General features: G+C 73.9%; 12 protein-coding genes. 9 read left to right on the top strand and 3 right to left on the bottom strand.

The genetic code is table 11. The features are described 5' to 3' along the window. Positions 1 to 51: 51 nt before the first annotated feature. The 4 genes from DDP54_RS11720 (at position 52) to DDP54_RS11705 (ending at position 3406) form a co-directional block, all read left to right on the top strand. Entirely contained in the window at positions 52 to 315 is a 264-nt protein-coding gene (locus tag DDP54_RS11720) for an exodeoxyribonuclease VII small subunit (protein ID WP_109132558.1), read from the top strand. Then, positions 305 to 1267 carry a carbohydrate kinase gene (locus tag DDP54_RS11715; RefSeq protein ID WP_242448372.1) on the top strand — a complete coding sequence of 321 codons (963 nt, stop codon included), beginning with the start codon at positions 305 to 307 and terminating at the stop codon, positions 1265 to 1267. Before DDP54_RS11720 ends, DDP54_RS11715 begins: the two co-directional genes overlap by 11 nt. Before the next feature lies 1 nt (position 1268). Further along, positions 1269 to 1901, top strand: coding sequence for a carbonic anhydrase (locus DDP54_RS11710; protein WP_109131880.1), 633 nt, complete (start codon positions 1269 to 1271; stop codon positions 1899 to 1901). Positions 1902 to 1993: 92 nt separating this feature from the next. Continuing rightward, on the top strand, positions 1994 to 3406 hold the full coding sequence (locus tag DDP54_RS11705) for a class II fumarate hydratase (RefSeq protein ID WP_109131879.1): 1413 nt from the start codon (positions 1994 to 1996) through the stop codon (positions 3404 to 3406). A gap of 21 nt (positions 3407 to 3427) precedes the next feature. Here the strand turns inward: DDP54_RS11705 and DDP54_RS11700 are convergent, their stop codons facing one another. Beyond that, positions 3428 to 5542, bottom strand: a complete 2115-nt coding sequence (locus DDP54_RS11700) for a methyl-accepting chemotaxis protein (protein ID WP_109131878.1) — start codon at positions 5540 to 5542, stop codon at positions 3428 to 3430. A gap of 252 nt (positions 5543 to 5794) precedes the next feature. On the opposite strand from DDP54_RS11700, the gene DDP54_RS11695 reads away from it, so the two are divergent. From DDP54_RS11695 to DDP54_RS11680, 4 genes are all read left to right on the top strand, one after another. Next, on the top strand, positions 5795 to 9097 hold the full coding sequence (locus DDP54_RS11695) for an FtsX-like permease family protein (protein ID WP_109131877.1): 3303 nt from the start codon (positions 5795 to 5797) through the stop codon (positions 9095 to 9097). Next, positions 9094 to 11847 (top strand): FtsX-like permease family protein, encoded by a 2754-nt coding sequence (locus tag DDP54_RS11690; RefSeq protein ID WP_109131876.1) that lies wholly within the window; start codon positions 9094 to 9096, stop codon positions 11845 to 11847. Before DDP54_RS11695 ends, DDP54_RS11690 begins: the two co-directional genes overlap by 4 nt. A 217-nt stretch (positions 11848 to 12064) precedes the next feature. Further along, on the top strand, positions 12065 to 12997 hold the full coding sequence (locus tag DDP54_RS11685) for an ABC transporter ATP-binding protein (protein ID WP_242448463.1): 933 nt from the start codon (positions 12065 to 12067) through the stop codon (positions 12995 to 12997). Between the two features lie 68 nt (positions 12998 to 13065). Continuing rightward, positions 13066 to 13752, top strand: coding sequence for an ABC transporter ATP-binding protein (locus tag DDP54_RS11680; RefSeq protein WP_109132557.1), 687 nt, complete (start codon positions 13066 to 13068; stop codon positions 13750 to 13752). An 81-nt stretch (positions 13753 to 13833) separates the two neighbouring features. On the opposite strand, the gene DDP54_RS11675 is transcribed toward DDP54_RS11680, so the two are convergent. Next, positions 13834 to 15222 (bottom strand): PhoH family protein, encoded by a 1389-nt coding sequence (locus tag DDP54_RS11675; protein ID WP_242448462.1) that lies wholly within the window; start codon positions 15220 to 15222, stop codon positions 13834 to 13836. 295 nt (positions 15223 to 15517) lie between these two features. Continuing rightward, positions 15518 to 16279, bottom strand: a complete 762-nt coding sequence (locus DDP54_RS11670) for an isoprenyl transferase (RefSeq protein WP_109131873.1) — start codon at positions 16277 to 16279, stop codon at positions 15518 to 15520. 200 nt (positions 16280 to 16479) lie between these two features. On the opposite strand from DDP54_RS11670, the gene DDP54_RS11665 reads away from it, so the two are divergent. Beyond that, positions 16480 to 17166: a hemolysin III family protein gene (locus DDP54_RS11665; RefSeq protein WP_242448371.1), complete on the top strand. Its 687-nt coding sequence runs from the start codon at positions 16480 to 16482 to the stop codon at positions 17164 to 17166. Positions 17167 to 17191: the final 25 nt, after the last annotated feature.

The following is a 17191-nucleotide window of genomic DNA, read 5'->3' as shown; positions in this document are numbered from 1 at the left end:
GCACCCACCCAGCCAGTCCGCAGCGAGCCGACGAGCCCGCGACCTGACGCCATCGACCTCACGGGGCTCAGCTACGAGCAGGCCCGGGACGAGCTCGTGGCCGTCGTGGCCCGGCTCGAGGCGGGCGGCGCGAGCCTCGAGGAGTCGCTCGAGCTGTGGGAGCGCGGAGAGGCGCTCGCCGCCCGCTGCCAGGAGTGGCTCGACGGCGCGCGGCGACGGCTGGACTCGTCGCGCGGGGACGGCTCCGCGACGCAGGACGCTGCCGACGCAGCCGACACCGATGCCGACGCGCAGCAGCCGGGCGGTGCGCGATGACCCACGACGACGCGGCGAACGCAACGGTCGCCCCCGGGCGCTGGTGGTCGGTGAGGCCCTCGTCGACGTCGTGCGCCGCACCGACGGCTCGGTCGCGGAGCACCCGGGCGGCAGCCCCATGAACGTCGCGATCGGGCTGGGCCGGCTCGGGCGCGGTGTCGACCTGCTGACCTGGCTCGGCGACGACGACCGCGGCGACGCGGTGCGCCGTCACCTCGAGGCCTCCGCCGTGCGGGTCCTGACGGGCGACACGTCCCCGGCGTCGACCTCGGTCGCGACCGCGAACCTCGACGCGGCAGGCGTCGCGACCTACGACTTCGACCTGGTCTGGGACCTGCCGACGCACTGGGACGAACCCGACGTCGCCCCGATCGTCGTGCACACGGGCTCGATCGCGGCGGTGCTCGCGCCGGGAGGGTCGGCAGTCCTCCGGCTCGTCGCGGAGCACCGCACGACGTCGACCATCACCTACGACCCCAACCTGCGGCCCGCGCTCATGGGCACACCCGAGGCGACACGTCCGCGAGTGGAGGCGCTCGTGGCGCTGTCGGACGTCGTCAAGGTCAGCGACGAGGACCTCGAGTGGCTGCACCCCGGTGTCGCGCCGAGCGACATCGCCGAGGAGTGGGCACGCCTCGGGCCCGGCCTCGTCGTCGTGACGCACGGCGGCGACGGCGCGTTCGCCTGCACCGCCGCGGGTGTGCGGCTCGCCGTCCCGGCCCCGCGCGTCGAGGTCGCCGACACCGTCGGCGCGGGCGACTCGTTCATGGCCGGCCTGATCGACGGGCTCTGGTCCGCCGGCCTGCTCGGCGCGGACCGCCGCGGGGCCCTCGCCGACGTGAACGCAGCCACGCTCCAGCACGTGCTCGCCCGGTGCGCGCGCATCGCGGCCATCACCGTGTCGCGGGCGGGCGCGAACCCGCCCTCGTCGGTCGAGCTGGGAGAGGGCTGACATGACCCTCACACCGGCACAGGCGTGGGCCGCGCTGCGCGACGGCAACGACCGGTTCGTCCGCGGGGCGATGGAGCACCCCTCGCAGGGCATCGACCACCGGGCGTCGCTCAGCGAGGAGCAGCACCCGTTCGCCGTCATCTTCGGGTGCTCCGACAGCCGCGTCGCCGCCGAGATCATCTTCGACCAGGGGCTCGGTGACGTCTTCGTCGTCCGGACGGCGGGCCACGTGCTCGACACGACGGTCATCGGCTCGATCGAGTACGGCGTCGAGCTGCTCGGCGCGTCGCTCGTCGTGGTGCTCGGCCACGACAGCTGTGGCGCCGTCGCAGCAGCGACCACGGCGCTGACCACCGGTGAGCTGCCGCGGGGCTTCGTGCGCGCCATCGTCGACCGCGTCATCCCGAGCATCGTCAACATCGCGGGCGGCGAGGACCGGCGCGCCATCGCCTCGCTCTCCGCGGCGGAGCTCGGCCACGAGCACGTGCGGCACACGGTGGAGATGCTGCGGGGCTACTCGGCTGCGCTCGCGGCCGCCGTCGACGAGGGCCGATGCGCAATCATCGGCCTGGAGTACACGCTCGCCGACGGTCGGGTGCACCTCGCCGAGACGCTCGGGGACATCGGCGCCTGAGCCGCAGGCGGCCGACCTGCGTCCACCCCGCCGAGGCATCGGTCGCGGGACGCGTCGAGTCAGCGACCCGAGGCGATGCAAGAATGCCGCCCATGAGCAGCGACGCAACGACGGGTCCCGGTTTCCGCATCGAGCACGACACGATGGGTGAGGTGCGCGTCCCGGCGGACGCGCTGTACCGCGCGCAGACGCAGCGGGCGGTCGAGAACTTCCCCATCTCGGGCACGCGCCTCGAGCGCAGCCACATCGAGGCCCTCGCCCGCATCAAGAAGGCCGCCGCCCTCGCCAACGCCGAGCTCGGGGTCCTGGACGCGAACCTCGCGGCCGCGATCGTCGCCGCCGCAGACGAGGTCGCTGCGGGCCTGCACGACCGCGACTTCCCGATCGACGTCTTCCAGACGGGCTCCGGCACGTCGTCGAACATGAACGCCAACGAGGTCATCGCGACGCTCGCGACCGCGCGCCTGGGCCGCGAGGTCCACCCGAACGACCACGTCAACGCCTCGCAGTCGTCGAACGACGTGTTCCCGACCTCGGTGCACGTCGCCGCGACGGCCGGCGTCGTCCGCGACCTCATCCCGGCGCTGGAGCACCTCGCGGGCGCGCTCGGCGCCAAGTCGACGGAGTTCGCGGAGGTCGTGAAGTCCGGTCGGACGCACCTCATGGACGCGACGCCGGTCACGCTCGGGCAGGAGTTCGGCGGCTACGCGGCGGCCGTCCGCTACGGGATCGAGCGCCTGGAGTCCGCGCTCCCCCGGGCCGCCGAGGTCCCCCTCGGCGGCACGGCCGTCGGCACGGGCATCAACACCCCCGCCGGGTTCCCGCAGCGGGTCATCGCGCTGCTCGTCGAGGACACCGGCCTGCCCCTGACCGAGGCGCGCGACCACTTCGAGGCGCAGAGCGCGCGCGACGGCCTCGTCGAGCTCTCGGGTGCGCTGCGCACGATCGCGGTGAGCCTGACGAAGATCTGCAACGACCTGCGCTGGATGGGCTCGGGCCCCAACACGGGCCTCGGTGAGATCTCGATCCCCGACCTGCAGCCGGGCTCGTCGATCATGCCCGGCAAGGTCAACCCCGTGATCCCCGAGGCCGTGCTCATGGTCGCCGCCCGGGTCGTCGGCAACGACGCGACGGTCGCGTGGGCGGGCGCGAGCGGCTCGTTCGAGCTCAACGTGCAGATCCCCGTCATCGCGCTCGGCGTGCTCGAGTCGATCCGGCTGCTCGCCAGCGCGACGCGGCTGCTCGCCGACAAGACGGTCTCGGGCATCACCGCCAACGTCGAGCGGGCCCGCGCGCTCGCCGAGTCGTCCCCGTCGATCGTCACTCCGCTCAACCGCGTCATCGGCTACGAGGCGGCCGCGAAGATCGCCAAGCACTCCGTGAAGCAGGGCATCACCGTGCGCGAGGCCGTCGTCGACCTCGGCTACGTCGCCCGCGGCGAGGTGACCGAGGCGCAGCTCGACAGCGCCCTGGACGTGCTCAGCATGACGCGCAAGCCGGTCTGAGCCGCTCCCGGCCCCGGCCTGTCAGCGGGAGACGAGCGTGAACTCCTCGACGCCCGCGTTCAGCTCGGTGGCGACCCGGCTCAGCTCCCCGACGACGAGCCGCACCTCGGCGGCGCTGTCGAACGACTGCGACGCGGCCTGAGCGACGGCCCCGGCGCTCTGGGCGATGTCGGTGGAGCTGTCGGCCGCGACGATGAGGTTGCGCTCGATCTCCCCGGTCGTGGCGGTCTGCTGCTCCACGACGACCGACATGGACGACTGGTGCTCGTCGACGGTCGCGATCGACAGCGAGATCCGCTCGACCGCGGACCGGACGTCGGCCGCGTCGCGTGAGACGGCTGCGAGCACCGGCTCGATGGTCCCGATCGCGGCGGACGTCTGCTCGGCCAGCTTCTTGACCTCGCCGGCGACGACGGCGAACCCCCGGCCCGCCGTGCCCGCGCGGGCCGCCTCGATGGTCGCGTTGAGGGCGAGCAGGTGCGTCTGCGTGGCGATCGACGTCACGGTGTCCAGGACGGCGGCTATCTGCGACGAGGAGTCGCCGAGCCGCGCCGCGATGACCGCAGCCTCGGCCGTCGCACCGACCGCGCGGTCCGCCTCGCCCGAGGCCGCGTTGACGTCGTGCGCCACCGACTCGATCGACGCGCGCATCTCGGTCATCGCGGCGGTGACCGCCTGCAGCTCGGAGCTCACGACGGTCGCGCTGCGGGCGGCCTCGTCGGCCTGGGCCACCGTCTGCCCGGCGACCCCCTCGAGGGTGCCGCTCGAGCCCTCGAGCCGACCGGCCGTGGCCTGCATCGCGTCGGCACCGGCCTGCATCCGACCGATCGCGGCGCGCATGCCGTCGATCGCCTCGCCGACGGCGTCGCCCATGACCCCGATCTCGTCGCGACCCTCGCCGCGCACGTCGAAGGACAGGTCACGTGCCGCGACACGACGCAGGGCCTGGGTGAGCCGCCCGACCCGCGCCACGATGCGTCCCGACGTCAGCACCACGACCCCGATCGCCAGCGCGGCGACGATGAACCCGGCGAGGAGCAGCGTGCGCACGAGCTGTGACGTCCCCGCGTCGAGGCGGTCCGGCACGGCCCGGAGGTCCGCGTCGAACCCCCACGCGGCGATGGTCCAGCCCCACGGGGCGTAGCGGCTGACCTCGACCTTCGCGGCACCGCCGGTGGCGAGGTCGACCCGTTCGGCGGCCACGGCGTGGGCGTCGAGCCCGGCTGCGGCGTCGATGAGGCGCTGCGCGAACGGCGTTCCGTCGGCGTCGACCGCGTCGAGCGCCGGACCCTCGCTCGCGCCGGGCGGCGGCACGACCCAGGACCCGTCGGCCGCGAGGACCGTCAGATAGCCGTGGTCGCTGACCTTCACGGTCGCGAGCGCGGTGCGCAGCGGAGCGTCGACGGTCGACTGGGGTGTCCCGACGAACAGCGCGCCGACGACCTTGCTGCCGTCCATGAGGGGCGCGTACGCCGTGACGTACGGCTGCCCGACGACCTGGGCGTTGCCGATGTACGTCGTGCCTGACAGGAGCGCCGCGATGACGGCGTTGGGGGTGCCGTCGGCGGCGACCGGGCTGATGACGGTGCCGATGGCCCGAGCGCCGTCGGCCGTCTTGACGTTCGTCGCGACGCGCAGCATCGTGCCGGCCTCGTCGACGCGCTGGAAGACGGTCGTCGCGGCGCCCAGCAGGTCGGCGATGCCGTCGACGACCGGCGAGAGGGTCGCGGGGTCGGCGTTCTGGCCGAAGCCCACGCCACCGACCAGCATGCGCGGCAGCGCGAGGTCGGAGGTCTCGCCGGTGGTCGCGTTCTTCAGGGACCAGGTCTCGGGCTCACCGAACGTGACGGGCCCGCGCAGCGCGAAGGCGGACTGCGCGACCCGCAGCTGGGACTCCATCCGGTCCTGGACCGTCGCGACCTGCGTCTCGACCAGCGTCATGGCCTGGTCGGACGTCTGGTGCAACGAGGCGGTGGTGAGCTTGTCGATGTCGACGCCCGCGGTCCGGGCCAGGCCGGACACCTGCAGACCCCCGATGGCGGTGAGCAGCACGGCGGTCAGGACGACCGAGCCCGCTCCGGTGGCGACGAGCTGAAGACGCAGGCTGGAGCCCAGCCGAGCTGATCCGCGACGCATGGTCGACTCCTGGTGACGGCGCTGTGACGTGACTGACGATCGCCAACAGCTGCCCTCCGTTGCACCAGCTCCATCGGTCGGCCGGGCCCTATCGTGAGGAGTCCGCCCACGACCGCGCCCGGAAGTCACGAAGCGATAACGATCCCGCGGACGGCCACCTCTCGTCGGTGACGCACCCCCATCAGCGTCGGGGCGCCGTTAGGGTCGAGCGAACCTCCAGGCGGAGGGCGTGACGACGTCGTCGGGGGTCTGGTGTCCTGGTCCGTGCGGATCATGCTGCGCCGAGCGGTCGCGCAGCGCACGATCCTCGCGACCGTGCTCGCCGTGGCCGTGGTCGGCAGCACGCTCCTGGGCGCCTTCGCCCTCCTGCTGTCGTCGAGCGAGCAGCGAGCGCTCGAGGTCACGCTGACGCGCTCCCCGCAGTCGGCCACCGACCTCGAGATCCGGATGTCGATCGGTCGCAACGATCCGAACGTCGCGGTCGCGGCAGCGCGGGCCGCCCTGGCGCAGGTCGCGGGCGACGTGCCGACCACGAGCAGCGAGTGGGTCGTCTCACCGCCCTACGAGCTGCCCGCCGACGGCGGCCCGAGCGTGCCGCTCGGATACGTCGCGGCCGTGCCGGACGTCGACTCCGTCGCCACCCTGCGGGCCGGCCGGTGGCCCGACGCCGCCTCCGACACGGCCGGTCGCGTCGAGGTCGCCGTGCCGAACGTCGCGGCCGAGCACTTCGGCTGGGCCGTCGGGACCGAGGTGCCGCTCGTCAGCACGTCGACGCTCGCACCGGCCGGCGCCGTCGTCGTCGGCGTGTACGACGTCACGAGCGACCGCACGCAGTGGACGCGTGACCTGCTCGCCGGCGCGGGCGTCGACCCCGACTTCCCCGTCCCGGGTTCGTTCGGCTTCCTGCTGACCTCGGCGTACGGGCCGTTCGTCGCCACCCCGGACGCACTGCTCGGCGGCGGCGTCGAGGTGACGAGCGCCGACGTCGTCCTCCACCCCCAGATCGATGGCACGTCGCACGCGGCGCTCGACGCCCTGCGAGCGCGTCTGGACTCGGCCGACCGTGATGTGGCCGTCGCGGTCGACCGGCACGTCACGAGCTCGACGTTCGTGTCCGAGCTCGCCGGGACGATCGACTCGGGGCAGGGCCAGCTGGCGGTGACGCGCGTCAGTCTCGTCGTCGTCGGCCTCATGCTCGCGGTCCTCGCGACCACCGTGCTGCTGCTCGCAGCGCGGCTGCTCGCCGAGCGTCGCGCCACCGAGCAGTCGTTGATGGCCTCCCGCGGTGCGACGGCTCGCCAGGTCCTCGTCCTGGCCGGGCTCGAGGCCGTGCTCGTGGCGGGCCTGACGACGGCAGTGGCGCCGGTGCTCGCCCGGCTGCTGTACAGGCTGACGACCGCGCAGGGCATCTTCCGACGCGCCGGCCTCGACACCGACCCGCACCTCCCGGGCGTCCTGTGGGCGACCTGCGCGGCGGCCTCGATCGCCTTCGCGGCGGTGCTCGTCGGCCCGCTGCTGCGCCGGTCGACGAGCGTCGTGGACGCCGAGCAGCAGCAGGTGCGCCAGGACCGCAGGGGTGCGCTCACCCGGTCGGGCCTGGACCTCGCGCTCGTCGTGCTCGCCGTCGTCGCCTACGGGCAGCTGCGCGAGTACCAGTCACCGGTGCTGGCGAGCGGCGGCCTCGACGTGGTGCTCGTCGCCGGGCCGGCGCTGTTCCTCCTCGCCGGTGCTGCCGTCGCCCTGCGCGCCCTGCCGCTGGTCGCCGCCGTCGCCGAGCGCTTGGCGGACCGGAGCCGACGCCTGGTCCTTCCGCTCGCGGCGTGGGAGGTCGGTCGCCGACCCGGGCGCGCCTCCGGCGCCGTCCTGCTGCTGACCCTCGCCGTGGCCGTCGGACTGTTCTCCCAGTCGTTCCTGGCGACCTGGCGCGCCTCCCAGACCGACCAGGCCGACGTCCAGGTCGGCACCGACGTGCGCATCGACCGGCTCGCCACCACCCCCCTCGAGCAGTCGGCCGCCGTCGCTGCCCTCCCGGGCGTCACGGCGCTCACGCCCGTCGCCACGCGCACCGTCGCCCTCGGTCAGGCTCCCGCGCCGGGCATGCTCGCGAGCGGGTCCACCAACGTCACGATGGTCGCTCTCGACACGCGGGCGGGTGCGGGCCTGCTGCGCGGGAGCGCTCCCGCGGGAACCGACTGGAGCACGCTCCTCGAGTCGATCGCCCCGACCGATGTCGTCACGGGCACCGAGCTGGCCGGCACGCCGACCTCGCTGCGGCTGTCCGTCACAGCGGCCGCGGTCCCCACGGCGCCCACCGTGCGACTCCTCGGGAGCGTCGTCGTGCAGGACGCGCACGGGCTACGCGTCAACTTCCGGCTGCCCACGCTCCCGGTCGACGGCCTCCCGCACGACGTGACGGTCCCGCTCACGACGACGCCCGACGCCCCGCTCGCAGCTCCCCTCTCGGTCGTCGGGTTCCTGTCCCAGCTCATCGACCAGCCCGACCCAGCGGTCGCCTCGACCGTGTCGCTCCCCGACAGGATCAAGTTCCGCGTCGGCATCGCCGACCTGCGCGCCGTCGAGGGTGACACCCAGACGACGTCGCCGCTCGAGCCGTCGGCCTGGCAGGCGCGGTCGCTCGCGTCGCGGTGGCGCCCGTCCGTGCTGGTCGAGGTGACCTCGGGCGACGACCTGGCGCTGAGCACCCTGAGCGACATCGAGAGCGCGGACATCCTGAGCGGCACTGCCGGCCTCACGATGACGTCGTTCACGCAGGACCCCGCGATGCGCATCATCGCGTCGGACGCCCTCCTCGACAAGCTCGCCGTGCAGGTCGGCGACCGGATCCTCGTCGACGTCGGCGGGAGCTCCGTCAGGGCGGAGATCGCCGCCGGCGTGCCCTACCTGCCGTCCATGCCGCGTGGCGCCGGGTTCCTCGTCGACCGGGACCTGCTGACCCGCTCGCTCGTGGCCGCAGCGTGGACCAACCCGCTGCTCGACGAGTGGTGGATCGGCGTCGGCGCCGACCAGGCCCCCACGCTGGCGAGCGTGGCGCGCACCGAGCTCAGCGCCACCGCGACCAGCCGGTACGAGCTCGGCGCGTCGCTCACCGACGGCCCGCTGCGGATCGGGGTCCAGGCCGCGCTGTGGACCGCCACGGCCGCGTCGCTCCTGCTCGCCGTCGCAGGGTTCGCGATGAGCGCGACGATCTCGGTCCGCCTGCGGCGCCTCGAGCTCGCACGGCTCGGGGCGCTCGGGGCGTCCCGACCGGCGCTCCTGCGGGCCGTGCTCGCCGAGCACACGCTGCTCGGGACGCTGGGGGTCGGCGCCGGCGCCGTGCTCGGCGCCCTGCTCGGCCGGCTCGTCGTCCCGCTGCTGACGGTCGCAGCGGACGGTGCACGCCCCGTGCCCGCCGTCGTCGTGCGCTGGCCCTGGCCCGCCGAGGGCGCCCTGCTGGCCCTCATGGTCACGCTGATCTGCATCACGGTGACTTCTGCGACCGTCGCTCTGCTCCGTCCCGCGGCGTCCTCTCTCCTGCGGCTCGGAGACGACCGATGAACCCCCGCGCCCTCGTCGCCGGGTCGGTGCGTGTCGCGTGGCGCCGCGCCGTCACCGATCGCGGGCTCCTGCTCGGCGCGCTGGTGCTGGTCGTGGTCACGGCGTTCCTCGCCCTCACCGGCCCCCGTCTCGTGGGGGAGGCCGCCGACGAGGGGGCGCGCGGGGCGGTGCGGGACGCCGGCGCGCGGGCCGACATCGTGGCCGACCTCGGCTCGACGATCCGCCCGAGCGGCAAGGTGTCGCGCGACGACGCAGCCGCGACGAAGCTGCGCACCGCGGCCACCGACATGCGGGCGCGACTCCCCGAGGAGGTCGGCGCCCTGACCGGCGAGCCGTCGGCCGTGGTGCGCAGCGGGCGCCTGACGCTCCGGTCCGCGGACGCGAGCGCCGTGGCGAGGTTCGCCTGGTTCTGGAGCGCGGCGGGCGCCGGGGTGACCTGGGTCGAGGGCGGGGCGCCGCAGGCCTCGCCGCCGCCGGCGGACGCGTCCGCGACGACCGCGACGACCTCGGACCCCACGCCGCCGCCTGCCCGCCTCGTCGAGGTCGGCCTGACGCGCGTGGTGGCCGACGTGATCGACGCCCACGTCGGCGACCACCTGACCCTCAAGGGTCCGACCCGCGGTCTCGTCCAGGCCGTCGTGAGCGGGATCTACCTCCCGGTCGACCGCACCGACCCGCTGTGGACGACCGTGGACGGCCTCCTCGAACCCACGGCGCCCGGCTCCGCCGTGGTGTCGCTGCCCAGCATCGGGCTGCTGCTGAGCGACGAGTCGCTGCCCGACCTCACGCTCGCGCTCCAGCCCGGCGCGATCACGACGAGCTACCGGTTCCCTGTCGACGGGAGCTCGCTCACGGCGGGCGACGTCGAACGTGTCCGGGCTCGAGTGAGCGCCGTCGTCGCCAACCCGACCCCCCTCACCGTCGCCGGTAGCTCGACGCCAGCCGTGAGGACCGAGCTCAACGCCGTCCTGGGCGACTTCCAGGTGCGGCTGCGCGGCGCCCAGGCGCTGGCCTCGGTGCTGCTCGTCGGCCTCGTCACCGTTGGCGGCCTGGCCCTGCTGCTCGCCGCCCGCCTCGTCGTCGGGCGCCGACAGTCGCTGCTCGCGGCCGAACGGGCACGCGGCTCCTCCGTGGCCTCGGTCGCGCTGCGGCTCGTCCTCGAGTCGGTTCCCCTCGCGGTGACCGGCGTCGGTCTCGGCGCGCTCGGCTCGTGGCTCGTGGACCGCGACGCGCCGTGGACGTGGTGGCCGGGGATCGCCGTGGGACTCGTCGCGGCGATCGCAGTCCCGGTCGGTGGCGCCCGGGTCGCGTCGACGTCGTGGACGGGGCAGCGCTCCCCCGCCAACCGCAAGGACCGCGACCGGCTCCGTGGCCGTCACCGGGCCCGCCGCACCGTCCTCGAGCTTGCCGTCGTCGCGCTCGCGCTCGCCGCCACGTCGGCGGCCCGCGGCCGCGGGTTGCAGCAGACCCAGACCCAGGGCGTGGACCTCCTGCTCGCCGGCACCCCGGTCCTGCTCGCCTGCGCGGCGACCGTCGTCGTCCTGCGCCTGTTCCCGGCGGTGCTCCGAGTGCTGGCGCGGGCGGCCGCACGTCGTCGCGGGCTCATCCCTCTCGTCGCGACGGCGCGCGCGACCCGCACCGGGAGCATCGGGCTCCCGCTCCTGGCCCTGACGATCGCCCTCGGCCTGGTGGTGTTCTCCGGCGTCACCGCCACGAGTGCGCAGCGCGGCGAGGAACGCGCCGCCGTCGAGGCAGTCGGGGCCGACGTGCTCCTCGACGGGGTCGTCCCGCCGGGCGCCCTCGCGACACTGCGGGCCGCCGACGGGGTGACCGCGCTCGCCGCGGGGGCACGGCTCACAGGTCGGACGTTCAACGGCGACTCCGGGCTCAAGGTCACGCTGCTCGTACTCGACGCGGCAGCGTTCGACACCATCGCCGCGGCGCAGGACTCGCGGTACGCAGGTGAGCTCGCAGGCCTCGGCAGCACGACGAGCGCTGCCGCCCCACCCCGAGCCGTCGTCAGCAGGTCGTTGACGGACGAGGTCGCTGCGCGCGGCGCCTCGGTGTCCGTCGGGGGAGCGATCGTCGACCTCGACGTCGTCGGCACGACCGACATCGGTCGCCCCGGTGAGTCGCTCGTGATCGTGGACCGCACCGCGCTGGCTCCGTCGACGCCCGACCCGGTCGAGCCGGACCTGACCTGGCTCGACGGCACCGGGGCGGCGGGGGCGGTCGCCTCGCTGCGTGCCGACGGCGCACTGCCGGGCGTCGTCGTGACGGAGCGCGAGGCCTGGCTCGAGCACCTGCGCGAGTCGCCCCTCGTGCGGTCCGTCGTCGCGCTCCTCGCTGTCGCCGCCCTCGTGCTCGCGCTCTACGCCGCGGTGGCGCTTGTCCTCACCGTCGTCGCCACCTCGACCGAGCGCGGCCGCACCCTGTCGTCGCTGCGCACGCTCGGTCTCGATCGGGGCGACACCTGGCGCATCACGCTCGGCGAGCTGGCGCCGTTGACGACCTCGGGCGTGCTCGCCGGAGCTCTCATCGGGCTCGGCGTCCCCCTGGCCCTCGGCGGCGCGCTGGGCCTCAACCACCTGACGGGCGAGGTCCGCGACGCGACGGTCGCGGTCACTGCCGGGCCGTTCCTGCTCGCGATCGGGGCCAGCCTCGTCGCCCTGGCCGTCAGCGTCGTCGTCGAGGCGGTCGTGCGGCGCCGCGAGAACCTCGGCGAGGTCCTGAGGGTGGGCGAGGGATGACGACTCCCGGCGGCGACCTCCGCACCCCCGCGCACGTGGCGGCCACCGCCCCGCTCGGCTCCCCCGCGCCCCGCACCACCCCACCCCTGCCGCCGCGACCTGCACGACCAGAAGGAGCCCGCCCGTGACGAGCACGTCGACCGACGACCGTGAGGCGCTCGACTCGCTCGAGCGTCGCGCCCGGCAGCGCCGGGGCGAGTACGGCGAGCATGCCCTCATCGCCTGCGACAACCTCGTGCGGATCTACCAGGCCGAGGGCATCGAGGTGCAGGCGCTGCAGGGCCTCGACCTGCTCATCGACTCGGGGGAGCTCGTCGCGATCGTCGGAGCATCCGGCTCGGGGAAGTCGACGTTGCTGTCCGTGCTGTCCGGTCTCGACGTCCCCACGGCGGGCCGCGTCCGCGTCGGCGAGTGGGACCTGATGGCGATGACGGGACGGGAGCGCGTCGCCTACCGGCGCAGCATGGTCGGCTTCGTCTGGCAGCAGACGGCCCGCAACCTCGTGCCGTACCTCACGGCGGTCGAGAACGTCGCGTTCCCGCAGGCGCTCGCCGGCGTCCGCGGCACGGCCCGGCGGCAGCGCTCGACGGAGCTCCTCGATGCGCTCGGCATCGGCCACTGCGCCGACCGACGTCCCGGGCAGATGTCCGGCGGGGAGCAGCAGCGGGTCGCGATCGGCGTGGCCCTCGCCAACTCGCCGCAGATCCTGTTCGCCGACGAGCCGACCGGCGAGCTCGACACGGCGTCGTCGGACGAGGTGCTCGACGCGCTGCGTGCCGCGAACCGCGAGCTGGGCGCGACGGTCGTCATCGTCACGCACGACTCCGGCGTGAGCGAGCACGTCGAGCGCACCGTGGCGATCCGGGACGGCCGGACGAGCTCGGAGGTCGTCCGACGCACGCACACCGACGAGCACGGAGCCGAGCGGGTCGTGGCCGAGGAGTACGCGATGCTCGACCGCGCCGGCCGGGTCCAGCTGCCGCGCGAGTACCTCGAGGTGCTCGAGCTGTCCGGTCGGGTCCGCCTCGCCCTCGAGGCGAGCCACATCGCCGTGTGGCCTGACCGCGCACCGAAGGCCGCACGCCATGCACGGACGGATTCGCCCGATCGCCCGGCCGGTCTCGTCAACGCCTCCGAGGAGCCGTCGTGAGCACCGCTGCTGAGCCCGTGGTCGCCCCCGGCGCCGTACCCCAGGGAACCGTCGTCGACGACCGCGACGTGGTCGACGTTCCACCGATCGTCGTCGTCTCCCACGTCGGCAAGACCTACGGCACCGGCCCCGCGGCGGTGCACGCGGTGCAGGACGTCTCGTTCGCGATCCAGCCGGGGGAGCTCGTCGCGCTCGTCGGGCGCTCGGGCTCCGGCAAGACGACGCTGCTCAACATGATCGGCGGCCTGGACCGGCCGGACGCCGGCACCGTGACCGTCGACGGTCACGAGGTCTCGGCGCTCACGGAGAAGGGCCTGGTCACGCTCCGACGGGACGTCGTCTCGTTCGTGTTCCAGACCTTCGGCCTCGTGCCCGTACTCTCCGCGACCGAGAACGTCGGGATCCCGCTGCGGCTGCGCGCGCTTCCGTCCGACGTGCGGGAGGCCCGGGTCGCCCTCCTGCTCGAGCTCGTCGGGCTGAGTGCGCACGCACGCCAGCGACCCGGCGAGATGTCCGGCGGGCAGCAGCAGCGCGTCGCGATCGCCCGGGCGCTGGCCAACTCGCCGCGGCTGCTCATCGCCGACGAGCCGACCGGCCAGCTCGACACCGAGACCGGGCTCGCGATCATGGCGCTGCTGCGGGCGGTCGTGCAGGCCGAGGGCATGACGGCGATCGTCTCGACGCACGACCCGATCATGATCCAGCTCGCCGACCGGGTCGTCCGGTTGGCGGACGGCCGACTGGTCGACGCCTGACCGGTTGACGCCCGACCGGTCGATGCCGGGCCGCTGCAGGTCTGCGGCGCGGGGCGACCCGCGCCGCCGGCTCCCCGGCGGTCAGACCTCGATGCCCTCGAAGAGCTCGGTCACGAGCGCCGCGACGGGCGACCGCTCGGACCGGGTCAGGGTGACGTGCGCGAACAGCGGGTGACCCTTGAGCGCCTCGATGACCGCCGCGACGCCGTCGTGCCGACCGACCCGGAGGTTGTCCCGCTGGGCCACGTCGTGCGTGAGGACCACGCGTGAGCTCTCCCCGATCCGCGACAGGACCGTGAGGAGCACGTTCCGCTCGAGCGACTGGGCCTCGTCGACGATCACGAACGCGTCGTGCAGCGACCGGCCCCGGATGTGGGTGAGCGGCAGGACCTCGAGGATGTCGCGGTCCATGATCTCCTCGACGACCTCCTTGCTCACCAGGGCCCCGAGCGTGTCGAAGACGGCCTGCGCCCAGGGGTTCATCTTCTCGGCCTCGCTCCCGGGCAGGTAGCCGAGCTCCTGGCCGCCGACCGCGTACAGCGGCCGGAACACCATGACCTTGCGGTGCTGGCGACGCTCGAGGACCGCTTCGAGGCCCGCGCACAGCGCGAGGGCCGACTTGCCGGTCCCGGCACGACCGCCGAGCGAGACGATGCCGATCTCCGGGTCGAGCAGGAGGTCGATCGCGATCCGTTGCTCGGCGCTGCGTCCGTGCAGCCCGAACGCGTCCTGGTCGCCGCGCACGAGCTGCACGTGCTTGTCGGGCGTCACGCGACCCAGCGCCGACCCGCGCGACGAGCGCACGACGAGACCCGTGTGGACGGGCAGCGACCTGCCGCGCAGCGGGCCACCGGGGGCCACGTCGACGCCGATCGCCGGGCTCTCCTCGCTCGTCTCGAGGTCGGCGAGCGCAAGCGACTCGTGCTCCCAGAGCAGGGCCATCTGCTGCTCGGTCACCTCGAGCTCGTCCATCCCGGTCCAGCCCGAGTCGACCGCGAGCTCCGCGCGGTACTCCTCGGCGCGCAGCCCGATGGCGGAGGCCTTCACCCGCATCGGGAGGTCCTTGGACACGACGGTGACGTCCGCCCCGCCGGCCGCGAGGTTCGCCGCGACAGCGAGGATGCGGGTGTCGTTGTCGCCGAGGCGGAACCCCTCGGGCAGTGCGCCCGGGTCGGTCTTGCCCAGCTCGACCCGCAGGGAGCCACCGTCGGTGCCGAGCGGGATCGGCGTGTCGAGACCGCCGTGGGCGATGCGCAGGTCGTCGAGCAGACGCAGGGCCGACCGGGCGAAGTAGCCGAGCTCGGGGTGGTGGCGCTTCGCCTCGAGCTCGGTGATCACGACGATCGGCAGGACGACGTCGTGCTCAGCGAACCGGAAGATCGCCTTCGGGTCCGACAGGAGGACGGACGTGTCGAGGACATGCGTCCTGCGGCCCTCGAGCTCGGGGGCAGGGTCGGGGACTGCGAGCACCTTCGTGACCACGGCTGACTCCCTCCGGCGCCTGCGCGCCGCACCGGCCGCCTCACGTCGCTGCCCCGTGGTGCTGCGGGGTGATGCGGCGCGCGGCGACGAGATGAGGGCGGCCGGCCACGAGGGGCCGGGACCGACCCTCCTCCCGGAGCTGGTGCTCCATGGGCTGGCCTCCCCTGGACGGCGGGCGTGCCGTCCGTTGTCCCAGGACGCTACGCGGCACCGGTGACACGGCAGACCCGACACGCACCGCGACACGCAGAGTTCACGCGCGTTTCACACGACGGACGCGCAGTCAGCGTCCGAGGCGACGCTCGCGCGCGGCGTACGAGCGCACGGCCCGCAGGAAGTCGACCCGGCGGAAGTCCGGCCAGTACGCCTCGCAGAAGTAGAACTCGGAGTGCGCGCTCTGCCACAGCAGGAAGCCGCCCAGCCGCTGCTCGCCCGAGGTGCGGATCACCAGGTCGGGGTCCGGCTGCCCCTTCGTGTAGAGGTGGTCGGCGATGTGCTCGACGTCGAACTCCTCGATGAGGTCGTCGAGGCTCGTGCCCGCCTCGGCGTGCTCGCGCAGCATCGACCGGACGGCGTCGGCGATCTCGCGCCGACCGCCGTACCCGACGGCGACGTTGACGTGCAGGCCGGTGATGTCGCGCGTGCTCTCCTGGGCGGCGAGCAGGGCCGCCGCGGTCTCGGGCGGCAGCAGGTCCAGCGATCCCACGACCTGCACGCACCAGCGGCGCGTGGCGGCGAGGTCGCGGACGGCGTCCTCGATGATGGCCAGCAGCGACTCGAGCTCCTCAGGGGTGCGCGAGAGGTTGTCGGTCGAGAGCATCCACAGCGTGACGACCTCGACGCCGATCTCCTCGCTCCAGGTGAGCAGCTCGGAGATCTTGTCGGCGCCGCGACGATGACCCGTCGCCGCCGACTCCCCGACGTTGCGCGCCCACCGCCGGTTGCCGTCGAGGATCACCCCGACGTGGCGCGGCACCTGCGTCCGGGGCAGCGACGCGGCGAGCCGACGCTCGTAGAGCCCGTACAGCGGGTGGGGCAGACGCACGCTCGAGGCTCCTCTTCCAGGCCATCGCACACCGGTCGCGCCCACGCTACCCGCCGCGGGCACGAGCTTTCCGCGAAGCGCGGGACCTCCTACCTACGCAGCCGTAACCTACGGCCGCGAAGGTTAGTCTTGACGCCAGTCATGCCCGGTCGGTCCGCACCCTGCGCCCACCGGTCGAGCCGTCGAGAAGGAGGACCTTCGTGGCACGGACCAGCCTCTCCCAGCACGCCGCTGCGGCCGCTGCCAACGTCAAGCCTCGTCTGCGCGGCTGGCTCCACGCCGGGATGTTCCCGCTCGCGGTCGCCGGGAGCATCGTCCTGGTCGCGCTCGCGCCCACGCAGAGCGCGCGCATCGCGAACACGGTCTTCGGCCTGACTGCCGCGATGCTCTTCGGGACGAGCGCCGTGTACCACCTCGGGACCTGGTCGCCGCGGGTCACGGGCGTGCTCCGCCGCCTCGACCACTCGAACATCTTCCTCATCATCGCGGGCACCTACACCCCGCTCGCGGTGCTCCTGCTGCCCGCTCACACCGCCACGGTCCTGCTGTGGACCGTCTGGATCGGGGCGGTCATCGGCCTGCTGGCGCGCGTCCTGTGGCTCGGTGCCCCCCGCTGGCTGTACACGCCCCTGTACGTGATCCTCGGGATGGCCGCGCTCGGCTACCTCCCGCAGTTCGCGCGCGCCGCCGCGGGCGGCCCGGTCATCGTCTGGCTCATCGCCGGCTGCGGGGTCGCCTACGTGATCGGCGCGGCCGTCTACGCCACGAAGTGGCCGAACCCGAGCCCGCGCTGGTTCGGGTTCCACGAGGTGTTCCACTCGCTCACGGTCATCGGCTACACGTGCACGTTCGTCGCCGTCGCGATCGCGACCGTCAGCTCGCGGTGACCGCCGGCTCGACCGTCACCTCGCG

It is taken from the genome of Cellulomonas sp. WB94 (assembly GCF_003115775.1).
Lineage (GTDB): Bacteria > Actinomycetota > Actinomycetes > Actinomycetales > Cellulomonadaceae > Cellulomonas_A.
The sequence above is the reverse complement of the archived record's forward strand: the minus strand, read 5'-3'. Positions and strand labels throughout refer to the sequence as shown.

Excerpts from the sequence above, each read along its gene's own strand:
- DDP54_RS11710 (WP_109131880.1), top strand. The coding sequence starts at position 1,269 with ATGACCCTCACACCGGCACAGGCGTGGGCCGCGCTGCGCGACGGCAAC.
- DDP54_RS11705 (WP_109131879.1), top strand. The coding sequence starts at position 1,994 with ATGAGCAGCGACGCAACGACGGGTCCCGGTTTCCGCATCGAGCACGAC.
- DDP54_RS11700 (WP_109131878.1), bottom strand. The coding sequence starts at position 5,542 with ATGCGTCGCGGATCAGCTCGGCTGGGCTCCAGCCTGCGTCTTCAGCTC.
- DDP54_RS11690 (WP_109131876.1), top strand. The coding sequence starts at position 9,094 with ATGAACCCCCGCGCCCTCGTCGCCGGGTCGGTGCGTGTCGCGTGGCGC.